This is a genomic window from Streptococcus vestibularis (genome assembly GCF_900636445.1).
GTDB lineage: Bacteria > Bacillota > Bacilli > Lactobacillales > Streptococcaceae > Streptococcus > Streptococcus vestibularis.
Window position 1 is genome coordinate 1,058,862 of record NZ_LR134275.1, and the last position, 21,810, is coordinate 1,080,671.

Annotated in this window: 26 protein-coding genes and 1 tRNA gene; 10 read left to right on the forward strand and 17 right to left on the reverse strand. The window is 39.8% G+C overall.

Translation table 11 applies throughout. The annotated features are described in order from the left end of the window. Positions 1 to 14: 14 nt before the first annotated feature. From EL076_RS05400 to yycF, 4 genes are read right to left on the reverse strand one after another with little or no spacing between them, the layout of a single operon-like run. Entirely contained in the window at positions 15 to 374 is a 360-nt protein-coding gene (locus EL076_RS05400; protein WP_003093009.1) for a YbaN family protein, read from the reverse strand. A gap of 60 nt (positions 375 to 434) precedes the next feature. After that, complete coding sequence (locus EL076_RS05405) at positions 435 to 1,247, reverse strand: MBL fold metallo-hydrolase (protein WP_003093062.1); 813 nt, start codon at positions 1,245 to 1,247, stop codon at positions 435 to 437. 5 nt (positions 1,248 to 1,252) lie between these two features. Beyond that, positions 1,253 to 2,593, reverse strand: coding sequence for a cell wall metabolism sensor histidine kinase VicK (vicK, locus tag EL076_RS05410; protein WP_003092744.1), 1,341 nt, complete (start codon positions 2,591 to 2,593; stop codon positions 1,253 to 1,255). After that, on the reverse strand, positions 2,586 to 3,293 hold the full coding sequence (gene yycF, locus EL076_RS05415; protein WP_003093060.1) for a response regulator YycF: 708 nt from the start codon (positions 3,291 to 3,293) through the stop codon (positions 2,586 to 2,588). Before yycF ends, vicK begins: the two co-directional genes overlap by 8 nt. A 286-nt stretch (positions 3,294 to 3,579) precedes the next feature. Here yycF and EL076_RS05420 point away from each other — a divergent pair, with 286 nt between their 5' ends. The 8 genes from EL076_RS05420 (at position 3,580) to EL076_RS05455 (ending at position 9,744) form a co-directional block, all read left to right on the forward strand. Then, positions 3,580 to 4,347, forward strand: a complete 768-nt coding sequence (locus tag EL076_RS05420) for an amino acid ABC transporter ATP-binding protein (protein WP_126429557.1) — start codon at positions 3,580 to 3,582, stop codon at positions 4,345 to 4,347. A 9-nt stretch (positions 4,348 to 4,356) separates the two neighbouring features. Further along, the gene (locus EL076_RS05425; RefSeq protein WP_126429559.1) at positions 4,357 to 5,190 is read left to right on the forward strand and encodes a transporter substrate-binding domain-containing protein; all 834 of its coding nucleotides are present in this window, start codon (positions 4,357 to 4,359) and stop codon (positions 5,188 to 5,190) included. A 17-nt stretch (positions 5,191 to 5,207) separates the two neighbouring features. Next, complete coding sequence (locus EL076_RS05430; protein WP_126429561.1) at positions 5,208 to 5,906, forward strand: amino acid ABC transporter permease; 699 nt, start codon at positions 5,208 to 5,210, stop codon at positions 5,904 to 5,906. An 11-nt stretch (positions 5,907 to 5,917) separates the two neighbouring features. Beyond that, a complete protein-coding gene (locus tag EL076_RS05435; protein ID WP_126429563.1) occupies positions 5,918 to 6,568 on the forward strand; it encodes an amino acid ABC transporter permease in 651 nt (216 codons plus the stop codon). 185 nt (positions 6,569 to 6,753) lie between these two features. After that, complete coding sequence (locus EL076_RS05440) at positions 6,754 to 7,521, forward strand: amino acid ABC transporter ATP-binding protein (RefSeq protein ID WP_002885036.1); 768 nt, start codon at positions 6,754 to 6,756, stop codon at positions 7,519 to 7,521. 11 nt (positions 7,522 to 7,532) lie between these two features. Beyond that, a complete protein-coding gene (locus tag EL076_RS05445; RefSeq protein WP_126429565.1) occupies positions 7,533 to 8,366 on the forward strand; it encodes a transporter substrate-binding domain-containing protein in 834 nt (277 codons plus the stop codon). A 17-nt stretch (positions 8,367 to 8,383) separates the two neighbouring features. Then, a complete protein-coding gene (locus EL076_RS05450; protein ID WP_002886251.1) occupies positions 8,384 to 9,082 on the forward strand; it encodes an amino acid ABC transporter permease in 699 nt (232 codons plus the stop codon). An 11-nt stretch (positions 9,083 to 9,093) separates the two neighbouring features. After that, positions 9,094 to 9,744 carry an amino acid ABC transporter permease gene (locus EL076_RS05455; RefSeq protein WP_002886253.1) on the forward strand — a complete coding sequence of 217 codons (651 nt, stop codon included), beginning with the start codon at positions 9,094 to 9,096 and terminating at the stop codon, positions 9,742 to 9,744. A gap of 73 nt (positions 9,745 to 9,817) precedes the next feature. Here the strand turns inward: EL076_RS05455 and EL076_RS05460 are convergent, their stop codons facing one another. The 6 genes from EL076_RS05460 to metK all read right to left on the reverse strand — a co-directional run bounded on the left by EL076_RS05460 (position 9,818) and on the right by metK (position 15,280). Continuing rightward, entirely contained in the window at positions 9,818 to 10,699 is an 882-nt protein-coding gene (locus EL076_RS05460; protein ID WP_126429567.1) for a DNA/RNA non-specific endonuclease, read from the reverse strand. A 61-nt stretch (positions 10,700 to 10,760) separates the two neighbouring features. Then, a complete protein-coding gene (locus EL076_RS05465; RefSeq protein WP_013990684.1) occupies positions 10,761 to 10,949 on the reverse strand; it encodes a DNA-directed RNA polymerase subunit beta in 189 nt (62 codons plus the stop codon). A 1-nt stretch (position 10,950) separates the two neighbouring features. Then, positions 10,951 to 12,222, reverse strand: a complete 1,272-nt coding sequence (murA, locus tag EL076_RS05470) for a UDP-N-acetylglucosamine 1-carboxyvinyltransferase (protein WP_126429569.1) — start codon at positions 12,220 to 12,222, stop codon at positions 10,951 to 10,953. Between the two features lie 67 nt (positions 12,223 to 12,289). After that, the gene (locus EL076_RS05475) at positions 12,290 to 12,526 is read right to left on the reverse strand and encodes a DUF1146 family protein (protein WP_003097025.1); all 237 of its coding nucleotides are present in this window, start codon (positions 12,524 to 12,526) and stop codon (positions 12,290 to 12,292) included. Positions 12,527 to 12,707: 181 nt separating this feature from the next. Continuing rightward, positions 12,708 to 13,727, reverse strand: a complete 1,020-nt coding sequence (galE, locus tag EL076_RS05480) for a UDP-glucose 4-epimerase GalE (protein ID WP_126429571.1) — start codon at positions 13,725 to 13,727, stop codon at positions 12,708 to 12,710. Between the two features lie 359 nt (positions 13,728 to 14,086). Beyond that, positions 14,087 to 15,280 carry a methionine adenosyltransferase gene (metK, locus tag EL076_RS05485; RefSeq protein WP_126429573.1) on the reverse strand — a complete coding sequence of 398 codons (1,194 nt, stop codon included), beginning with the start codon at positions 15,278 to 15,280 and terminating at the stop codon, positions 14,087 to 14,089. A gap of 277 nt (positions 15,281 to 15,557) precedes the next feature. Here metK and birA point away from each other — a divergent pair, with 277 nt between their 5' ends. Next, positions 15,558 to 16,496 carry a bifunctional biotin--[acetyl-CoA-carboxylase] ligase/biotin operon repressor BirA gene (gene birA / locus EL076_RS05490; RefSeq protein ID WP_126429575.1) on the forward strand — a complete coding sequence of 313 codons (939 nt, stop codon included), beginning with the start codon at positions 15,558 to 15,560 and terminating at the stop codon, positions 16,494 to 16,496. Here the strand turns inward: birA and EL076_RS05495 are convergent. From EL076_RS05495 to miaA, 4 genes are all read right to left on the reverse strand, one after another. After that, a complete protein-coding gene (locus tag EL076_RS05495) occupies positions 16,483 to 16,668 on the reverse strand; it encodes a DUF3272 family protein (protein WP_117647009.1) in 186 nt (61 codons plus the stop codon). The genes birA and EL076_RS05495 overlap by 14 nt on opposite strands. Positions 16,669 to 16,894: 226 nt before the next feature. Further along, positions 16,895 to 18,547, reverse strand: coding sequence for a DNA polymerase III subunit gamma/tau (gene dnaX / locus EL076_RS05500; protein WP_126429577.1), 1,653 nt, complete (start codon positions 18,545 to 18,547; stop codon positions 16,895 to 16,897). Next, entirely contained in the window at positions 18,547 to 19,047 is a 501-nt protein-coding gene (locus tag EL076_RS05505) for a GAF domain-containing protein (RefSeq protein ID WP_003097017.1), read from the reverse strand. Before EL076_RS05505 ends, dnaX begins: the two co-directional genes overlap by 1 nt. A 50-nt stretch (positions 19,048 to 19,097) precedes the next feature. Continuing rightward, entirely contained in the window at positions 19,098 to 19,991 is an 894-nt protein-coding gene (gene miaA, locus EL076_RS05510) for a tRNA (adenosine(37)-N6)-dimethylallyltransferase MiaA (RefSeq protein WP_126429579.1), read from the reverse strand. 75 nt (positions 19,992 to 20,066) lie between these two features. Here miaA and EL076_RS05515 point away from each other — a divergent pair, with 75 nt between their 5' ends. Continuing rightward, positions 20,067 to 20,243, forward strand: coding sequence for a DUF3042 family protein (locus EL076_RS05515; RefSeq protein WP_126429581.1), 177 nt, complete (start codon positions 20,067 to 20,069; stop codon positions 20,241 to 20,243). A gap of 378 nt (positions 20,244 to 20,621) precedes the next feature. Here the strand turns inward: EL076_RS05515 and EL076_RS05520 are convergent, their stop codons facing one another. The 3 genes from EL076_RS05520 to rplS form a co-directional block, all read right to left on the reverse strand. Further along, positions 20,622 to 21,107 (reverse strand): hypothetical protein, encoded by a 486-nt coding sequence (locus EL076_RS05520; protein WP_003092689.1) that lies wholly within the window; start codon positions 21,105 to 21,107, stop codon positions 20,622 to 20,624. Positions 21,108 to 21,236: 129 nt separating this feature from the next. Then, positions 21,237 to 21,308, reverse strand: a tRNA-Arg gene (locus EL076_RS05525). 50 nt (positions 21,309 to 21,358) lie between these two features. Then, positions 21,359 to 21,706, reverse strand: a complete 348-nt coding sequence (gene rplS / locus EL076_RS05530; RefSeq protein WP_002950935.1) for a 50S ribosomal protein L19 — start codon at positions 21,704 to 21,706, stop codon at positions 21,359 to 21,361. Positions 21,707 to 21,810: the final 104 nt, after the last annotated feature.

The following is a 21,810-nucleotide window of genomic DNA, read 5'->3' on the forward strand; positions in this document are numbered from 1 at the left end:
TTTTTTATCTTTTATTAGTCTTTATCAGGAATAACCTTAAATAAGTAATAGGTGATAAAGAGTGTTAGGCAAAAAAGCGCAATTTTTACCCAAATAATAGGAGCGAAAACTATCGATATTCCCATTAAAACATAGATTTGGATAATGATTCTTTTCTTTCGTTCTTTGGCAATCGATTTTGTTTCTCGAAAATCGGCGACATAAGTTTGGTAAAGTTTGGTATTATATAACCATTTCTCAAAACGTTTGGAACTTTTAGCAAAACAAGCAATGGCTAAAAGTAGAAAAGGTGTTGTGGGCAAGATAGGAAGAGGAATTCCAAGAATGCCCAAACCAAGCGAGACAAACCCTAGCGAGAGATAAATTACTTTCATAAATACATTCCTTTTAAAAAGCTACACTAAAGGCATTAGTGCAGCTCTTCTGCTATTATTTTAAATATCTGTTAGTGGGGTCGCCGTGTCTGGTGAGGTATCAAAAACCTTAAAGTCAGTTCCAACACCAAAGTCAGCGCGAGCCAACTGATTTTCCATGGTCATGTGGGCCAACTCCTTGATATTATTTTCTTTGGAAAGGTGACCCAAGTAGATCTTTTTAGTTTTATTACCAATGCTACGAATCATAGCATCCGCTCCATCTTCATTACACAAATGACCTTGATCAGAGAGGATACGTTGCTTAGTTGACCAAGGATAAGAACCCGCCCTAAGGATTTCAATATCATGATTGGACTCAATCAGATAACCATCAGCATTCTCAATAATACCTGCCATGCGATCAGACACATAACCCGTATCCGTCAACATGACAAAACTTTTTCCATCTTTCATGAAGCGATAGAACTGTGGATCAATAGCATCGTGACTAACTCCAAAAGACTCAATATCAATGTCTCCAAAGGTTAGAAGCTTATCACGAGAAAAAACATGTTTCTGGCTATTTTCAATCTTGCCAAGCATGTTCTTACTATCCATAATTTGCCAGGTTTTCTCATTGGCGTAGATATCCATGCCATATTTACGAGCTAAAACACCTACACCATGGATATGGTCCTTGTGTTCATGTGTTACTAAGATGGCATCAAGATCACTTGGATCACGATCAATCTCTGCTAGCAAACTTGTAATCTTTTTTCCTGATAAACCAGCATCCACTAAAATCTTCTTTTCGGGAGTTTCCAAATAAAAGGAATTCCCGGTTGAGCCTGAAGCCAAAATACTGTATTTAAACCCTAAATCTGAGGTCATTTATACTACATCTCCCATTCATCAACCATCATGGCATCCTTGTCATATGGAAGCACAATTGTAAAAGTTGAACCCTTACCATACTCACTCTTAGCCCAAATAAAGCCCTTATGTTGTTTAACAATTTCTTTTGCAATGGACAAGCCAAGTCCTGTTCCACCTTGAGCACGACTTCTGGCCTTATCAACGCGGTAAAAACGGTCGAAAATCAACGGCAAATCCTTCTTAGGAATACCCAAACCTTGGTCAGAAATAGAAACAATCAACTGTGAATCAGTCGTCTTCATAGACACTGTAATCTTACCACCATCAGGCGAATACTTGATGGCATTATTAAGTATATTATCTACGACCTGAGTCATCTTATCAGTATCAATTTCCACCCAAATAGAGTTTACTGAGTAATCTCTAATGATTTCATAAAACTTACCTGGATTAGTTTCTTGACTCTTAATTTGATCAAACCGATTCAATATATAGGTCATAAAGGCTGTAAAGTTTGTCATTTCGACATCAAGCTGTGTGCTTTTATTGTCAATTCGAGACAATGCCAAGAGGTCAGAAATCATACGCATCATGCGGTTGGTTTCATCTAAAGAAACTTTAATAAAGTTTGGAGCAATTTCTTCGTGGAGAGCACCATCATCAAGCGCTTCAAGATAGGATTTCACTGAAGTCAAAGGTGTCCGCAATTCGTGACTAACATTTGATACGAAGAGACGACGTTCACGCTCCTCTTTTTCCTGTTCAGTGGCATCATGAAGAACGGCTACCAGACCTGAAATAAAACCAGATTCCTTACGAATTAGTGCAAAATTAACACGTAGCGTCACAAATTCATCATTAGCATCTCGACGCGACAGATGGATTTCGGGCGTCTTAGACAACAATTCACTATAGGTGTAGGGATTCTCACCATCTAATAAATCCAAAATAGACATCTGAGTCGCACTTTCGCGATCTAAATTCAACAAGCGTTGAGCAGTGCTATTAATCATGGTAATCTGACCACGGCGATTGGTCGCAATAACCCCGTCACTCATGTACGAAAGGACAGATGATAAGCGGTTTTTTTCCTGGGCTAGATTTTCATGTGTCAAACGAAAGACGTCCGACAAATCATTCAAGCGATCCGCTAGCTCTAAAAGCTCTGAATCTCCCTTTATGCGTAATTTTTCATTATAATTACCTGCCATAAGGGACTTGACTCTCTTAGTCAACTTTCGGATATTTTTAGCTTGTCGATAATCACGATAAGCTAAAAAAATAAAATAGAAAGCAACAAATAGGAGCGTAAAGAGTAAGGCTAGTTCAAAGCTTGTAATATTTAAGCCAATACTAGTCATAATTCTTCATGTAATAACCGACACCACGACGCGTCAAGATATATTCAGGACGGCTAGGTGTATCTTCAATCTTTTCACGCAGACGACGAATAGTTACGTCCACAGTACGAACATCCCCAAAATAGTCATAACCCCAAACGGTTTCAAGCAAATGTTCACGCGTCATAACTTGTCCCATATGTGTTGCCAAATGGAAGAGCAACTCAAATTCACGGTGGGTCAACTCAACTTCGTTTCCACGTTTTTTAGCAACAAAGGCATCCGGAACAATAATCAACTCACCAATTGAAATTTCCTGCTTGCCAGAGTTAGAGCTCTCTTCTACTGCAGTTTCAATAGTTTCTGTACGACGCAAGTGGGCTTTAATACGTGCCAACAATTCACGGTTAGAAAATGGCTTAGTCACATAGTCGTCTGCCCCAATTTCTAATCCGATAACCTTATCAAACTCACTATCTTTAGCTGAAAGCATAATAATCGGTGTGTGGCTCGTTTTACGGATTTCCTTGGCTACTTCCAAGCCATCCAGTTCAGGCAACATCAAGTCCAGGATAACCAAGTCTGGTTTTTCAGCTTCAAATTGTTCTAAAGCTTCTCGACCATCAAAGGCCGTAACCACTTCATAACCCTCCTTAGTAAGGTTAAACTTGATGATATCCGATATTGGTCTTTCATCATCAACAACTAGAATTTTTTTCATAATAAACACCTCATCGGTTTTCTTAAGTCATTCAATTTAGTAAAGCCAAAAACTTTACGTATCAAAGGTATTATACCAAAAAATAGGTCAAGGACCAAGTTTCTACTATAGATATTAAGCTGATATACAAGCTTTCTTTGTTTTTTGAGATAGCTTTGCTATGTGTAATCGGTAAAAAGACGAACACTATGATTGAATTTTCAAACATTTTTGACATTTTGCTATATCTATAGTAAAATACACTCTTGTTATTACATATATTAATGTAAAATTTTAGGAGGCTCTTATGGCACTTATCGAATTTAAAAATGTCAATAAATACTACGGAGATTATCATGCACTTCGTGATATCAATCTAGAAATTGAAAAAGGACAAGTTGTGGTTCTCTTGGGCCCTTCTGGGTCTGGGAAATCTACCCTTATCCGTACTATCAATGCCTTGGAATCCATCGATAACGGTACGCTTATCGTTAACGGACATAATATGACGGAGGCTTCTGCCAAAGATTTGGTAGAATTGCGTAAGGAAGCAGGGATGGTTTTCCAACACTTTAACCTCTACCCTCACAAAACCGTTCTTGAAAATGTTACCTTGGCACCTATCAAGGTGCTTGGAATCAGTAAGTCAGACGCCGAAAAAACTGCTGAAAAATTCCTTCGCTACGTTAACATGTGGGACAAGAAAGATTCATACCCTGGTATGCTTTCTGGTGGGCAAAAACAACGTATCGCTATCGCCCGTGGTCTTGCCATGAATCCTGAGCTCTTGCTCTTTGACGAACCAACATCAGCCCTTGACCCAGAGACTATTGGTGACGTTCTTGCCGTTATGCAAAACCTTGCCAAAGGTGGCATGAACATGGTTGTCGTAACCCACGAAATGGGCTTTGCCCGTAGTGTAGCTGACCGTATCATTTTCATGGCTGAAGGTCAGGTCCTTGTAGACACTACGGATGTCGATGGCTTCTTCGACAGTCCAACTGAACCTCGTGCAGTTCAATTCCTTTCTAAGATTATCGACCACAACTCTGATCGTGTCCAAGTGGATGCCTAAGGAGGACTTATGTTAATCAAGAAACTTAGTCGCATTTTTGCTATCTCTGCTTTGGCTTTTGTAGCAGTTCTCCTCTGGAACACCAAAAGTAGTCAGGCAGATGAGAGCAGTAAACTACTCAATAGTGCTGCAATTCAAAAAATTGTCAAAAAAGGGACTCTAAACGTTGGTGTCAAACAGGATGTCCCAAACTTTGGTTACTACTCAGCCAAAACCAATACCTATCAAGGGATGGAAATTGACCTCGCTAAGAAAATCGCCAAAAAACTTAAGGTGAAGGTGAATTTTACAGCGGTTACCCCACAAACTCGTGAAGCCCTTATGGATAACGGGACTATTGACATGCTTATCGCTACTTATACCATTACAGATGAGCGTAAGGCTTCATATGCCATGTCAAATCCTTACTACTACGACCAAATCGGTTTCCTTGTTCAAACTAAATCTGGCTACAAGAAACTTTCTGATCTAAACGGTAAAACTATTGGAGTATCTCAAGGGTCATCTGCCAAAACTGCTGTTGAAGAGTACGCTTCAGCTAATAACCTTAAGTTTGACTACGTTCAACTTGGATCTTATCCTGAGTTAACCGTATCCCTCTATGCTTACCGTATTGACGCCTTTGCTGGTGATAAATCAATCTTGTCAGGTTACGAAAGTGATAAAACCAAGATCCTTGATGAAGGTTTCAAAACACAAGAATACGGTATCGCCTCAAGCAAGTCTAACCAAGAGTTAATTGATTATACCAACGATTTGATTGCTAAATGGCAAAAAGATGGTAGCCTTCAAAAACTCTACGATAAGTATCACTTGAAACCAGCTAAGGCTGAAGATAAATAGAAAGGAGTCCTGAATTTATGTATCTTTTAACTGAAACGGCTAGTCCTTTCGCTCTTGAACGTTGGGCTGCTTTCTTCGCTAACTTTGGTCAGTTTGCCAAAGGTTTCTTTTACACTCTTGGCATTTCAATTGGTGCCTTGATTGTAGCTCTTCTTCTTGGGCTCATCTTTGGGGCTATGAGTTCAACTCACAACAAGGTCCTTCGCGGCATCTCACGTGTCTATGTCGAAATCTTCCAGAACACACCCTTACTTGTGCAATTCGTGGTTGTCTTCTATGGGATTTCAATATTGACTGATGGTCATGTCATGATCCCAATTTCATTGACAGCTATCCTTTGTGTAGGGGTCTACACAGGAGCTTATATCTCTGAAATTATTCGTACAGGTATCGAGGCAGTTCCTAAAGGTCAAACCGAAGCAGCTTTGTCTCAAGGGTTCACCTACGCTGATACCATGCGTATCATCGTCTTGCCTCAAGCCGTCCGTACTATCTTGCCACCATTGACCAACCAAGTGGTTAACTTGATTAAGAATACTTCAACAGTTGCCATCATCTCTGGAGCAGATATCATGTTCACGGCTAAGGCTTGGGCTTATGATACCACTAACTATGTGCCGGCCTTTGCTGGGGCTGCTTTCCTCTACTTTATCATGTGTTTCCCTCTAGCTACCTGGGCACGTCGTAAAGAAGAAGAGAATAAGAAAGCTTACTAAGGAGGTCCACTATGTCAGAAGTTTTATCAGCTACTAACCTTAAATTCTTAGCACAAGGGATGTGGACGACCCTTTACTTGTCTTTCTTCATCATCGTGCTATCTACCTTGTTCGGAACAATTCTGGCGGTCATGCGTAACGGAAAGAATCCTATTCTTCGTTGGATCGCTTCTATCTACGTTGAGTTCGTCCGTAACGTTCCTAACTTGCTTTGGATTTTCATTATCTTCTTGGTCTTCCAGCTTAAGTCAACTGCGGCAGGGATTACCTCTTTCACAGTCTTCACCTCAGCCGCCTTAGCGGAAATCATTCGTGGGGGACTGAACTCTATCGACCATGGCCAAACGGAAGCCGGCTTGTCTCAAGGATTTAACAGCAGACAAATCTTTGTTTACATCATCTTCCCACAAGCTATTCGTAAGATGTTGCCATCTATCATCTCTCAATTCGTAACAGTTATCAAGGATACTTCTTTCCTTTACTCTGTTATCGCCCTACAAGAATTGTTTGGTAAGAGCCAGATTCTGATGGGTGGTTACTACGAACCTAGTCAAATCTTTACCTTATACGGTATTGTAGCTCTAGCCTATTTCGTGGTTAACTTTGCTATTTCTAGCTACTCTCGCTACCTCTCTAAACAATGGGAGCAAGCTAGTGAATAAACAAAAACTCACCTACGGGTGGGTTTTTGTTTGCTCATATTTATAACAAAAAAATGATTAATTATTTAGTAAAAACCGAACGTTTTGAAAGAATATTCGGAATTTTTTGACTTTCGTCTTTACTTATGCTAAAATTTAATACATGTTAGAAAAGCTAACAAGCAAATCCATTATAGGAGGCTCTTATGGCACTTATCGAATTTAAAAATGTCAATAAATACTACGGAGATTATCATGCACTTCGTGATATCAATCTAGAAATTGAAAAAGGACAAGTTGTGGTTCTCTTGGGCCCTTCTGGGTCTGGGAAATCTACCCTTATCCGTACAATCAATGCCTTGGAATCAATTGATAACGGTACGCTTATCGTTAACGGACATAATGTGACGGAGGCTTCTGCCAAAGATTTGGTAGAATTGCGTAAGGAAGCAGGTATGGTTTTCCAACACTTTAACCTCTACCCTCACAAAACCGTTCTTGAAAATGTTACCTTGGCACCTATCAAGGTGCTTGGAATCAGTAAGGCAGAGGCTGAAAAGACTGCTGAAAAATTCCTTCGCTACGTTAACATGTGGGACAAGAAAGATTCATACCCTGGTATGCTTTCTGGTGGACAAAAACAGCGTATCGCTATTGCCCGTGGTCTTGCCATGAATCCTGAGCTCTTGCTCTTTGATGAGCCAACGTCAGCCCTTGACCCAGAGACTATCGGTGACGTACTGGCGGTTATGCAGAACCTTGCCAAAGGTGGCATGAACATGGTAGTGGTTACCCACGAAATGGGCTTTGCTCGCAGTGTGGCAGACCGTATCATTTTCATGGCTGAAGGTCAGGTTCTCGTGGATACTACGGATGTCGATGGCTTCTTTGACAATCCAACTGAACCTCGTGCTGTTCAATTCCTTTCTAAGATTATCGACCACAACTCTGATCGTGTCCAAGTGGATGCCTAAGGAGGTTGCCTATGATTTTCAAAAAAATCTTACGTTACCTAACTGTCGCATGCTTAGCAATTGTCACTATTTTTCTTATCTCGAGTCACAAGACTAAGGCGGAAGACACTAGTAAGCTTCTTGATAGTAAAGCAGTCCAAAAGATTGTTAAGCGAGGGACACTCAATGTTGGTGTAAAACAAGACGTTCCTAACTTTGGTTACTATTCTGCTAAGACCAATAGCTACGAAGGTATGGAAGTTGATCTTGCTAAAAAGATTGCTGATGAGTTAAAAGTGAAAGTAAATTACATCCCTGTAACGACGCAAACCCGTGAACCTCTTATGGATAACGGTACTATCGACTTACTCATCGGTACCTACACCATTAATGACGAACGTAAGGCATCTTATGCCATCTCAGATCCTTACTACCATGATCAAATTGGTTTCTTGGTCCTAAAGAATTCAGATATTAATAAAATCTCAGATTTGAATGGTAAGACTATCGGGGTTTCTCAAGGAGCGTCAACTAAGGCTGCCTTACAAGAATATGCCTCAGCCCACAATCTTAAGTTCAACTACGTTCAACTCGGTTCTTTCCCAGAATTGGCTGTATCTCTTTACGCTCATCGTGTAAATGCTTTCTCAGTTGATAAATCTATCCTTTCTGGCTATGAAAGTAAAAAGACTAAAACCTTAAAAGAAGGTTTCAAAACACAAGAATACGGTATCGCCTCAAGCAAGTCTAACCAAGAGTTGATTGATTATACCAACGATTTGATTGCTAAATGGCAAAAAGATGGTAGCCTTCATAAACTCTACGATAAGTATCACTTGAAACCAGCTAAAGCTGAAGATAAATAGAAAGGAGTCCTGAATTTATGTATCTTTTAACTGAAACGGCTAGTCCTTTCGCTCTTGAACGTTGGGCTGCTTTCTTCGCTAACTTTGGTCAGTTTGCCAAAGGTTTCTTTTACACTCTTGGCATTTCAATCGGTGCCTTGATTGTAGCTCTTCTTCTTGGGCTCATCTTTGGGGCTATGAGTTCAACTCACAACAAGGTTCTCCGTGGCATCTCACGTGTCTATGTCGAAATCTTCCAGAACACACCCTTGCTTGTGCAATTCGTGGTTGTCTTCTATGGGATTTCAATATTGACTGATGGTCATGTCATGATCCCAATTTCATTGACAGCTATCCTTTGTGTAGGGGTCTACACAGGAGCTTATATCTCTGAAATTATTCGTACAGGTATCGAGGCAGTTCCTAAAGGTCAAACCGAAGCAGCTTTGTCTCAAGGGTTCACCTACGCTGATACCATGCGTATCATCATCTTGCCTCAAGCCGTCCGTACTATCTTGCCACCATTGACCAACCAAGTGGTTAACTTGATTAAGAATACTTCAACAGTTGCCATCATCTCTGGAGCAGATATCATGTTCACGGCTAAGGCTTGGGCTTATGATACCACTAACTATGTGCCGGCCTTTGCTGGGGCTGCTTTCCTCTACTTTATCATGTGTTTCCCTCTAGCTACCTGGGCACGTCGTAAAGAAGAAGAGAATAAGAAAGCTTACTAAGGAGGTCCACTATGTCAGAAGTTTTATCAGCTACTAACCTTAAATTCTTAGCACAAGGGATGTGGACGACCCTTTACTTGTCTTTCTTCATCATCGTGCTATCTACCTTGTTCGGAACAATTCTGGCGGTCATGCGTAATGGAAAGAATCCTATTCTTCGTTGGATCGCTTCTATCTACGTTGAGTTCGTCCGTAACGTTCCTAACTTACTTTGGATTTTCATTATCTTCTTGGTCTTCCAGCTTAAGTCAACTGCGGCAGGAATTACCTCTTTCACGGTCTTCACCTCAGCGGCCTTGGCGGAAATCATTCGTGGGGGACTGAACTCTATCGATCATGGCCAAACGGAAGCCGGCTTATCTCAAGGATTTAACAACAAACAAATCTTTATTTACATCATCTTCCCACAAGCTATTCGTAAGATGTTGCCATCTATCATCTCTCAATTCGTAACAGTTATCAAGGATACTTCTTTCCTTTACTCTGTTATCGCCCTACAAGAATTGTTTGGTAAGAGCCAGATTCTGATGGGTGGGTACTACGAACCTAGTCAAATCTTTACCTTATACGGTATTGTGGCTTTAGCTTATTTCGTGGTTAACTTTGCTATTTCTAGCTACTCTCGCTACCTCTCTAAACAATGGGAGCAAGCTAGTGAATAAACAAAAACTCACCTTAGGGTGGTTTTTGTTTGCTGGATACTAAAAACGACTCCGATTGGAGTCGTTTGTTTCGTTAATTCACCGTTACTTTCCCTGAATAATAATCTAGGGTAATCCCTTTTTGTACATTTGGAACAAAGACATTGAACTCAAGTGAGCCATCTGCAGACTTGGCTTCAAGATGCGATCCCGATGGAATGAGGTTATCTCCTTCATAAATCAAGGTCACGCGATAACGGACACGTTTGTTTTTATCCAGAGCTTTTCGTACCAGGCTTTCATAATAATTTTGTCCCGTAGAACTCTCGCTATTGGCTTGGTTAGCCCAAGCAGTTTGAACGGCAACATTTTCTGGATTTGAAGTCGAGGCATCAAATCCTTTGAGACCACCTACAAGTGCATAGCCTAACAAGTGACCTCGATCTACGGCATGGTTATACTCTCCAGATAGATTGTGAACTTGATGCCATCCAGCTGGTGTCCAAGACGTTGAGCCATTCCCTGTTTCTTGACGATTTTTGTACTGTCTGGTCGCTTTACTTAACAAAGCATTAGCAACTGTAGGAACCGTTTGACCGTGAACTGTTTTGACTTGGTTATTAGCATAGGGTTGGCTTGATACCTTAGCATTTAGATTAGTCTTATTTCCATTAACAATATAAGCCCCTGCCCCATTCCATTCTAAAGAGTTTCCGAGTTGACTCTTGACAGAGCTAGTCATCACTATCTCAGCGAGCTGCTCTTGTGGTGTAGACTGCCCACTTGTTGAACTGTTTGATTTGACGAAGTTATTGGATTTTCCCGAGACTAGACTAGCTACCTGCTTGATTGGATTATTAGGCGAGAGCTTACTGCTCGTCCCAATGTAACCTAGAACCGCTATCAAGACCGCTATTAGTAACGAGATTAGCTGACGTTTCTGTTTATTTGTTAAAGATGTCTTTCTTTTTGCCATTGTTCTCTTTCTTTTATATGAATATCATGACTAAAGGAGCGGGATTACTTCCCACTCCCTTTTATTTTCCTGTAAATTTAGCAACAATTGCCTGCCAAGTTTCTGGTTTTAAGATGCTTATAGGATCCTTGCCCTCTCCTAAAACAGCATAGCCAACCATCAAGCCGATAGCTAGAAAAGCAAGGCCAATCACACACACACTTAAAACTAGTAATAATTGACGAAAAACATAGCCTTTACCAGTTTCCATACTAAGCCTCACTTACACGTGAAATATTTGCTCCTAGTTTAGCTAGTTTCTCATGAAATTGATAGTAACCACGATCCAAGTGTGTCAATTTACCAACAGTCGTTGTTCCTTCAGCTACCATTCCTGTAAGAATAAGTGCTGCTGAAGCTCGAAGGTCAGTAGACATAACTTGAGCACCTTGAAGTGGTAAACCACCGTGAATCATAGCCGTATCACGAAGGATTTCTGAATGAAGTCCCATACGACGCATTTCTTCCAAGTGTTGGAAGCGATTTTCAAAGACTGTTTCGATCATGGTTGATTCCCCGTTTACCACTGCCATAAGTGCTGTAAATTGAGCCTGCATGTCAGTTGGGAAACCAGGGTGAGGTAGAGTTTTAACGGTTACTGGTTTCAATTGAGAAACATCAGATTTAACACGAATGCCACCTTCTTCTTCCTTAACATCAACACCCATTTCCAATAATTTTGAAATCAAAGGACGGTTATGTTCCCAGATAGCATCTTTGATGAGGATATCTCCAGAAGTCATAGCCGCTGCTACCATAAAGGTACCTGCTTCAATACGGTCTTGAACAACTGCATGTTTAGTACCACGGAGAGCTTTAACACCTTTAATCACGAGTGTTTCAGTTCCAGCACCTTTGACGTCTGCTCCCATCTCGTTAAGAAGAAGGGCCAAATCAACAATTTCTGGTTCACGTGCAGCATTTTCAATGGTTGTAACTCCATCAGCCAATGTTGCTGCCATCATAAGGTTTTGAGTGGCACCAACAGATGGGAAGTCCATATAAATCGTTGCACCTTTAAGGTTTTCTGCCGTCGCAGTAATGTCACCACCAACTTGGGTAATTTTAGCACCCATTGCTTCTAAACCTTTGAGGTGGAGGTCGATTGGACGACTACCAATCGTACAACCGCCAGGCATTGAGACCTTAGCGTGACCATTACGAGCAAGAATAGGTCCAAGAACTACGATTGACGCACGCATCTTGCTAACATACTCATATGGTGCTTGATCGAGAATTTCTCCACTAGCATCAACGACAACGGTATTCTTTTCCTCGTCAAAGTCTACAGCAATATCTAAACCACGAACAACATTATTCATCGTGTAAACATCTGACAAGATTGGAACATTAGTTAAGGTTGTTTGACCTTCCGAGGCCAAGATAGTCGCTGCCAACAAGGGAAGGACAGCGTTTTTAGCACCTTCAATGACAACCTCACCACTTAATCGAGTGTTGCCACCCTGCACAATAATTTTATCCATAAGGATTCCTTTCAAGGGTCATTTTCATCTTTTTGTATTATATCAAAAGTCTTTTAAAATCACTAATTTAAGAAATCGAGCTAGCCATATTCTGTCCAAATGCTAAAACCGACAGAATAAAGGAACTGATAAGGTAGCCTAAGGCAATACTGATAAAGAGTAAAAAGAGTTTCAATTTACCAGTATTTTCAATCGGATTTTTGATGATTTTTGCCCAATCAAAGAGGCTAATCAGCATATGATAGCTCAATCCAATAAATACTAGGTGACTCGCCAAAGTGACGAATTGATTAATAATAGCCATAGTTTCATTATACCATAGAAAGCTAGTCTAAAACATAAAAAGAGGGGTGAGACAGTTCTAAACCTATAATCATTAAGTGACTGCTTTCACTCCTCTTCTCTTTATTTCTGAAACTACTAGATTAGGGCTTTTTTTAAAATATAGTTCTTGTCCTACTCTCTATAGGGTATGATTTCCTAGACTAAGCATAGTCTTCGTAACCATTTGGGTTTGTTTTTTGCCAACGCCAAGAATCTCTGACCATCTCTTTCAAAGTTTTCTTAGCTTCCCAGCCGAGAACCTCTCTAGCCTTTTCAGGAGACGCATAACAAGTCGCAATATCACCAGCACGACGTCCTTGAATACGGTATGGAATAGCAACCTTGTTTTCAGCTTCGAAAGTCTTAACGAGATCCAAAACGCTATAACCATATCCAGTACCCAAGTTGAAAATCTCAGCACCTTTATGACTCAAATTATATTTGACAGCAGCCAAGTGACCTGAGGCCAAGTCAAGAACGTGAATGTAGTCACGCACACCTGTACCATCTGGAGTTGGATAATCATCACCAAAAATATTAAGCTCAGGCAGTTTACCGATAGCTACTTGTGTAATATATGGCATAAGATTGTTTGGAATACCGTTTGGCAATTCCCCAATCAAACCACTTTCATGAGCACCGATAGGATTGAAATAACGAAGATTTGTGACAGACCATGACGGATCTGATGCAGCTACGTCTATAAGAATTTGTTCCATCATCAACTTAGTATAACCGTATGGGTTAATAGCTGATGTGGGCATATCTTCGGTCATTGGAGAAGGATTATTGGTACCGTAAACTGTGGCACTTGAACTGAAGACGATGTTTTTAACTTCATATTCCTTCATTTTTTCAAGAAGGGTGATTGTACCACTGATATTGTTTTTATAATATTTCAAAGGTTTTTGAACAGATTCATCAACTGTCTTGAAGGCAGCAAAGTGAATGATCAATTCAATATCTTCATTTGTAAAAACCTTATCTAAAAGTTCTGTATCTAAAATTGAACCTTGATAGAATGGGAACTTCTTACCTGTGATATTTTCCAAGCGTTCAAGGACTGCTGGAGAGCTATTTGAAAAGTCATCAACCAAGACTACATCAAAACCTGCATTAAGGAGTTCGACAGTGGTGTGACTACCAATGTAGCCAGCTCCTCCTGTAATTAAAATAGACATAGGTATTTCCTTTCTTGTTCGTCAGCATCTCTTCTCTCACAATCTTTCATGGTAAAATGAACCGAAGGTTCTTGTGTCATTGGAGATATAATCCTGAGCTTCATGTGATAATTCTAATTTTTTTAATAAGCGATACTTGACTTCAGCTCAGCAGTTTGATTTGGAACAGGTGACAGTAAGTCATCTATAAAGAAATTATTAATGGTTGGTGTCCTTAAGCCTATCATTTTAAACATCTAACCGTTTCAGTAAAGTCTTAAATAAGAAAATTCATATTATTTATAATAGGTACAAAAAACAGAATTCAAAAAATTAAATTCTGCCTTAATTAAAATCATTAAATTAGATATAATATTATCTTAAGCCTCTACTGCTGCTTTAAGTGCTTCAACCTTATCCAATTTTTCCCATGGAAGATCGACATCTGTACGTCCCATGTGACCATAAGCCGCTGTTTGACGGTAGATAGGACGTTTAAGATCAAGCATTGCAATGATACCAGCTGGGCGCAAGTCAAAGAGATTACGGACAGCAGATTCAAGTTTGCTTTCAGCAACTGTCGCCGTTCCGAAAGTATCAACACGGACAGACACAGGGGTAGCAACACCGATAGCATAAGCCAGTTGTACTTCTGCTTTCTTAGCAAGACCAGCAGCTACGATGTTTTTGGCAATGTAGCGAGCTGCATATGAAGCTGAACGGTCAACCTTAGTGGCATCTTTACCAGAGAAGGCACCACCACCGTGTCTTGAGTAGCCACCATAAGTATCAACAATAATCTTACGACCAGTCAAACCAGAGTCCCCTTGAGGTCCTCCAATAACAAAACGACCTGTTGGGTTGATAAAGAATTTAGTCTCATTATCCAAGTATTCGGCTGGAATAACTGCTTTAATGACTTTTTCAATGACGTCTTGACGAATTTGGTCGTTAGTCGCTTCAGGATCGTGTTGTGTTGAAATAACAACAGCATCAACACGTACTGGTTGGTCATGCTCATCATACTCAACAGTAACCTGAGATTTAGCATCCGGACGAAGGTAGGAAATCTCACCAGATTTACGCAAATCTGCCAATTTTTTAACCAATTTATGTGAAAGACTAACTGGAAGTGGCATAAATTCAGGAGTTTCATCAATAGCAAAACCAAACATCAAACCTTGGTCACCAGCTCCGATAAGATCAAGTGGATCTTGATCACCAGTTCCACGAACTTCAAGTGCTTCATTGACACCTTGAGCAATATCTGGAGATTGTTCAATCAATGATGGGTGAACCCCAACAGATTCTGCTGCAAAGCCGTATTCTGCATTGTTATAACCAATTTCAGCGATAGTATCACGAACCACACGGTTAATGTCCACATAAGCTGTTGTAGAAACCTCACCAAAAACATGGACAGAACCAGTGTAAACAGCTGTTTCTGCTGCTACATGGGCGTCTGGATCTTCTGCTAAAATCGCATCGAGAATGGCATCTGAAATTTGGTCTGCAATTTTATCTGGATGCCCTTCAGATACTGATTCAGACGTGAAAAGTTTACGTTCTGACATATAAAATGTCCCCCTTTTAATATGAAAAATAGTATTAGACAGCACGGATTTAACCGTCTCCTAATAGGTAAAACGCTATTCTCCTGGTAGAGATAAACGCCGTTAAAAAGTTACAAAGAACCAACAGTCAAGCTAGGATGACTGTTGCCTTATCGGGACTTAATAACTATCCTCCATTATATCATTTTTTTCAGTCTAGTCATATAGTTATTTATTATCAAGCCTCATCAATAATTTATAGTGAGCATTTTACCATCTTTTGTATTATACTTAGGATATGAAAACTTATGAGCACGTTTATGACATCTTATCGAAGAGTCCAGACTTTGTAACGGGAGAGAGCTTGGCTAAAAGCCTTGGGGTCTCACGGACAGCTATTTGGAAGGCAATTCAAACACTTCAAGAACAAGGAATTGACATTACAAGTGTCCGAAAGAAAGGCTACTATTTAGAAAAGGGAGATATTCTTCTTCCTCAAGATATTTCTAAGCAACTCAACATTCCAGTCTACTTTAATCCAGATTCTAATTCTACCCAACTAGATGCTAAACATGGCATGGAAAAGAATAATTCAACGCCTGCACTTTATCTGGCATCAAGTCAAAAGGCAGCCAAAGGACGATTTGAACGTCACTTCTTTGCCAGTCCACAAGGTGGTATCTACATGAGTATCCACTTAAAGCCCAACTGTCATTTTGAGGAGTTACCCCCTTATACGATGATGGTGGCAGCTACTATTGTCAAAGCTATTCAGCGTCTAACCGGTATCAATACAGAAATCAAATGGGTTAATGACATCTACCTCAACAACAAAAAAATGGCTGGTATCCTTACCGAAGCCATTAGTTCTATCGAATCTGGTCGCATCACAGATGTCATTATCGGGGTTGGGCTTAACTTCTCAATCAGTGATTTTCCTGAAAAGTTAGCTAATAAAGCTACTAGTCTTTTTACTTCTGAAAAACCAAGCATCACTCGAAACCAGCTCATTTCAGAAATTTGGAAGCTCTTTTTAACCATTCCTACTAGCGATCTGGTCAAGGTCTATAAAGAAAAGTCCATCGTTTTAGACAAACAAGTGACCTTTAAACAAGCTGGAAGGACTTATACTGGTATTGCCAAGGAAATTGGTAATAAGGGCCAACTTCTCGTTCTTACTGATGATGGTCAGGAAAAATGGTTGACCGCTGGTGAAGTGAGCCTTACTTCTTGGTAGACTTGTCGGCTGCACGCGCAATGCGTGAAACAACATAGGTTGTCCAAAGACGACGTAAGAGTAAGTAACCAAAAAAGACTGTAAAAAAGTAATAGCCATGCTGTAAACTATAATTAAAACAAACCGTTTCAAAAATAGTTTCAAGCGTAATAAACAAAATTTGTTGAATCATAAGATTATTATATCAATAGATAGAGCCTGGGACAAGCAGTCTAGGCTCTTTTAGATGTTAGAAAGATTAGACCTCAAGATAGATAAACACACTCACAAGATACCTAAGGCGGGATAACTAACTTTCCCTAGCTTCTACATTTCTTGGCTCGGACCTAAAGAGGTCCACTGGACCTCCTCGCTTTTTCATTTCTTGGCTCGGACCTAAAAAGGTCCACTGGACCTTTTTAGTCCTCTATTTCTACAATATCAGAGAGAAACTCGAGTTCTTGAGGGATATACTCTTCACGATCTTCTTTTTCTAACTCTTCCTTAGATTTTAGACTTCGTGCAAATTCTGTACGGAGTTTTTCAAATTCTGATTTTGGAACAGCCATAATATTAGGCGAGAAACCGGCAGCTGAACTCATGATATTACCAAACATATCATTGAGATCACTACGTTTCATGACCAGTTCAGCATTAAAGGCAGCATTAAATGCCAGGATGGCATTTTCCTGATTGGCTAGTACAGGCTCAGATCCATTCAAAAGGGCCCTATTTTGTGGGCTAATAGAATCCAAGATTTCAGGCCAAGTTCCCTTTAGAGCATCCAGACACTGGCGTGATTTCTGGGGATTTTCCATGGTTTCACGCATAATAGTGAGAATCTTTTCACGATCCACCTTGTACTGATAAGCAGGTTTGGCTTTTCGAGTTGGTAATGCATCTCCTTGGACTTTGCCCTCTTTAAGAGCTTTACGTAGGCCTTCTACTTCGCGACGAAGACTATCTAACTCTTCTTGTAAATTCTCTGGAATTTCTTGTGACATCTGACTATGGGTTTCTGACAATTTTATAGTCAGCATCTCCGCATAGATTTTAGGATGTGTCCCAGTTTTAATTTCTGGCAAGGCACTTGTAACCAAGTCAATCAATTGGAAAAGTCGGTCTTGCTCCAGAGAAAGGTTTTCTTCAAAAAGGGGACTATGATGACTGTTCTCTCCGCCCGCTTTGACAATCAAAAGATCACGGAAATACTCCAAGAGATCAGTCGCAAAACGGCTCATAGACTTCCCATTATCAAAAAGAGTTTCAAGATTTGATAAAGCTTGCGTAGTCTCTTGATTGCGAACGTTAGCGACAAAACTATCTAGGGCTGTTAAACCAATAGAACCAGTGATTTCTTCAGCTACGGCTTGGCTGACATGATTGTCAGGAGAAAGACTCAGTGCTTGGTCTAAGATTGACAAAGCATCACGCATACCACCTTCCGCACGACGAGCAATAATGGTCAAAGCCTCATCATCAAAGGTTAATCCTTCTTTTTCCAGAATTGAAGCCAAATGCTCCTTAATAGCTCCCTGTTTGATCGATTTAAACTCAAAGCGTTGGACACGAGAAAGAATGGTTGCAGGAATCTTATGTAATTCAGTGGTCGCCAGGATAAAAACAACATTTTGAGTTGGTTCTTCCAAAGTCTTCAAAAGAGCATTGAAGGCACCTGTCGAGAGCATGTGAACTTCGTCAATAATATAGACCTTGTAAGTCGCACGACTTGGAGCATAGGTTGACTTATCACGAATCTCACGAATCTCATCAACACCGTTATTGGAAGCCGCATCGATCTCAATAACATCTTCAAGACTGCCGTTAGTAATATCACGACAGATATCACAGTGGTTACATGGCTCACCATCGACCTGATTAGGACAATTCATTGCTTTGGCAAAAATTTTTGCTGCACTGGTCTTACCAGTACCACGTGGGCCAGAAAAGAGATAGGCGTGGCTGATTTTCCCTGACTCTACCGCCTGTCTTAGCGTGGTTGAAATCACTTTTTGACCAACCATCTCGCCAAAAGTCTGACTACGGTATTTACGATATAAGGCTTGATACATTAGTTAACCTCAAACATTGCAAAAGTAAGATTTGTTTTTTCAAGTAAGACTTTGACAAACTGTTCAAGATAGTCTTGGTCAATGTCATCGTAGTCTCCTACTTGATGAGAATCCAAATCAAGAACACCAACTAATGTACCATCCTTCACCATAGGGACAACAATCTCACTTCGAGCAGCAGAATCACAGGCAATATAGTTGGCATGTTTAGTGACATCTTGGACAATCAAGGTTCTATTTTCTGCCGCAGATTGGCCACAAACACCCTTACCTAAGGCAATTCGAACACAAGAGACATTCCCTTGAAATGGTCCAAGGATTAACTCGTTTTTAGCATGATCCAATAGATAAAAACCTGTGAACACTGAGTTTGGCAATGTGGTATTCAAGAGAGCCGAGGCATTAGAAAAGTTGGCCAGAGCATTGTCTTCATTGGCAAAAAGTGCCTTAGCCTGAGCTAGCATTATTTCATAGGCTGATTTTTTTTCTTCTTTAGTCATAGTTATTATTATAGCAAAGATAGGTATTTAAAACTAGGAACCACCTACTCCTATCCTTCCCTTTCATTTAAAAATAAAGCAAGATCTTGAATCACATTTTCAGGATAATCTGGACTAGAAATCTGATAAAACTTAACCCTCATGCGATTTCTGAACCAGGTTAATTGGCGTTTAGCAAATCGACGGGTATTTTGCTTGAGTTTTTCTAAGGCCTCATCTAAAGTTTGTTCCCCAGAAAAATAAGGAAATAATTCCTTGTAGCCAATTCCACGTGCGGACTGGACCTCAGGATAATTATCATAGAGCCACTTAGCCTCTTCCAAAAGCCCAAGTTCAACCATCTTGTCAACACGAGTATTAATACGTTCATAAATCAGAGAGCGCTCATCATCCAACCCAATAATAAAAGGATCAAAAGTCGTTTCTGTATTTTCAGGATTATCAGAAAAGCGATGCAACTCAAGAGCCCTAATGGCACGACGACGATTAATCTCCTTTATCTCTATACCTAAATTATCGATCTGCTCAAAAAGTTCCAAATCAGAAAGTTGCTCTAACTCAGAGCGATAGGCTAACACCTGCTCTTGATCCACTTGCCCCCCCAGATGATAACCTTCAAGAAGACTTTGCAAATAAAGACCTGTACCACCAACAATAATAGGAAGTTTGCCACGATTGACAATTTCAGTAATGGCAATTTGCGCTTCAGTCACAAAATCATAGGCTGAATAAGACTCATCGACATCTCGGACATCAATCAGATGATGCACTGCCGCTGCCTGTTCTTCAGGAGTGGCCTTTGCAGTTCCTATATTCAATTGTCGATAAATCTGCTGGCTATCTCCCGAAATTATCTCCCCATTAAAACGCTGGGCCAATTCAATTCCAAGTGCCGTTTTTCCCACAGCAGTAGGTCCAGCCACTACAATAAGTTTGGTTTTCATAATGTTTCCACTTGCTATTCTAGATATTTTTTTAGATAATATAAGCATATTATAACATATACGGAGGATAGTCTCATGGCTAAAAAACATTCATTTGCTAAAGGTCTTGCTACTGGTATTCTCGGAACTGCTGCTACTGTTGCAGGTGCCGTTTTCGCAGTTAAAAAGACAATTATCGATCCAGAAGAAAAGAAATTGGCTTTCATCGAAGAAAACCGTAAAAAAGCAGCTCGCCGTCGTGTAAGTCGCTAATAGTTATAACCAGGGAAACCTGGTTTTTTGATTGAAGAGATAGATTTCTTTTACGTTAGTTAACTGGTCTGATAATCACATCAAAGGGAAAAATCTAAAGGTAATCTCAATAGTTATTATGGCTCCAGAATGAAATAAAAACATAATTCGCAATTTGTTTTGGACCCTTTTGTTCAATCTCCAAAGTAGATAAAACAATATCTTCACCAAACTTCCAATCGCCTGTTATTCAAAATCTCAGACCTTTTTATCACAATATAATGTCCTCAGAAAAGTTTATTTGGTACATCAAAAATGACTATTTCATATTCTTTACCTATCATCTTTTATTTATAACGCAATAAAAAAGCCTCTTTTAAAGAGACTTATGAAACCAGTTTACTTATTATTTAAAGCTTCAATAACTCGGTCAGTATTAGCTGTCACATTTGTATTATTGTAACGATGTTGAATTAGACTTTCGATTGTTTCTTTGCAAGTCAAAAGATTGGACTTTTCAAATACAACAACACTCAATACATGTGCACCTCCAGAAGTTAGATTTAAAATCAAAAGAGTCTGGAATGCACTTAATACCGTCAAAATACCATAAGCAGCTAAGATCAATCCTCCTAAGATAGATGAACCCATCATATTAAAGCCAACTAGAGCAAAGATAATTCCCCATGCGAAAGATTTAAAATCTAATCTGAATGAATCATCAACACTTGAGATATGATCCACTGGAATCGTTTTATTCTGTGCTCCAAGAGGAATAACCTTCAAAATAGTGTTAGGGTTTGAAGTCTTGATAAAATCTCCTTCAAGTGCTACAGATGCTTTTAGATAAAATGTTAGATACGAAGTGATGAAGGTTTGTTTCACAATAATCTCCTTTTTCTATTTTCTATAAAAAATCACGAGACTATTATATATATATATATTGTCAAGACCTTACTAAAAAGTTAGTTCAGAAATTCAAAATGATTCCAAAACCATTCAAACTATTTTTGATGTCCCCTGCCGGAATCGAACCAGCAACGACTCCTTAGGAGGGAGTTGTTATATCCATTTAACTAAGAGGACTTATGAAAAAATCTGCCACGAGGACAGATTTTTTTGTCGAAATCTGTAAATTATTTACGGATTTCTTTGATACGTGCAGCTTTACCTTGCAAAGCACGCAAGTAGTAAAGTTTAGCACGGCGGACTTTACCGTAGCGTACAACTTCAATCTTGTCAACACGTGGAGTGTGGATTGGGAAAGTACGTTCTACACCGATACCGCTTGAGATTTTACGAACTGTGTACATTTCTGAGATCCCTTGACCTTTGCGTGAAATAACTACACCTTCAAAGATCTGGATACGTTCGCGAGTTCCTTCGACAACTTTCGCGTGAACGCGAACTGTGTCACCAGGACGGAATGATGGGATGTCAGTACGAAGTTGACCTTCTGTCAAACTTTGGATCAATGGATTCATTTTTATATACTCCTATCTTACTAATCTTAAGAGCAACCTCTGTGTCTCAGCGGATTAGCCGTTATTTTTGTGTGTCCATTACACACTCTTATTATCTTATCAAA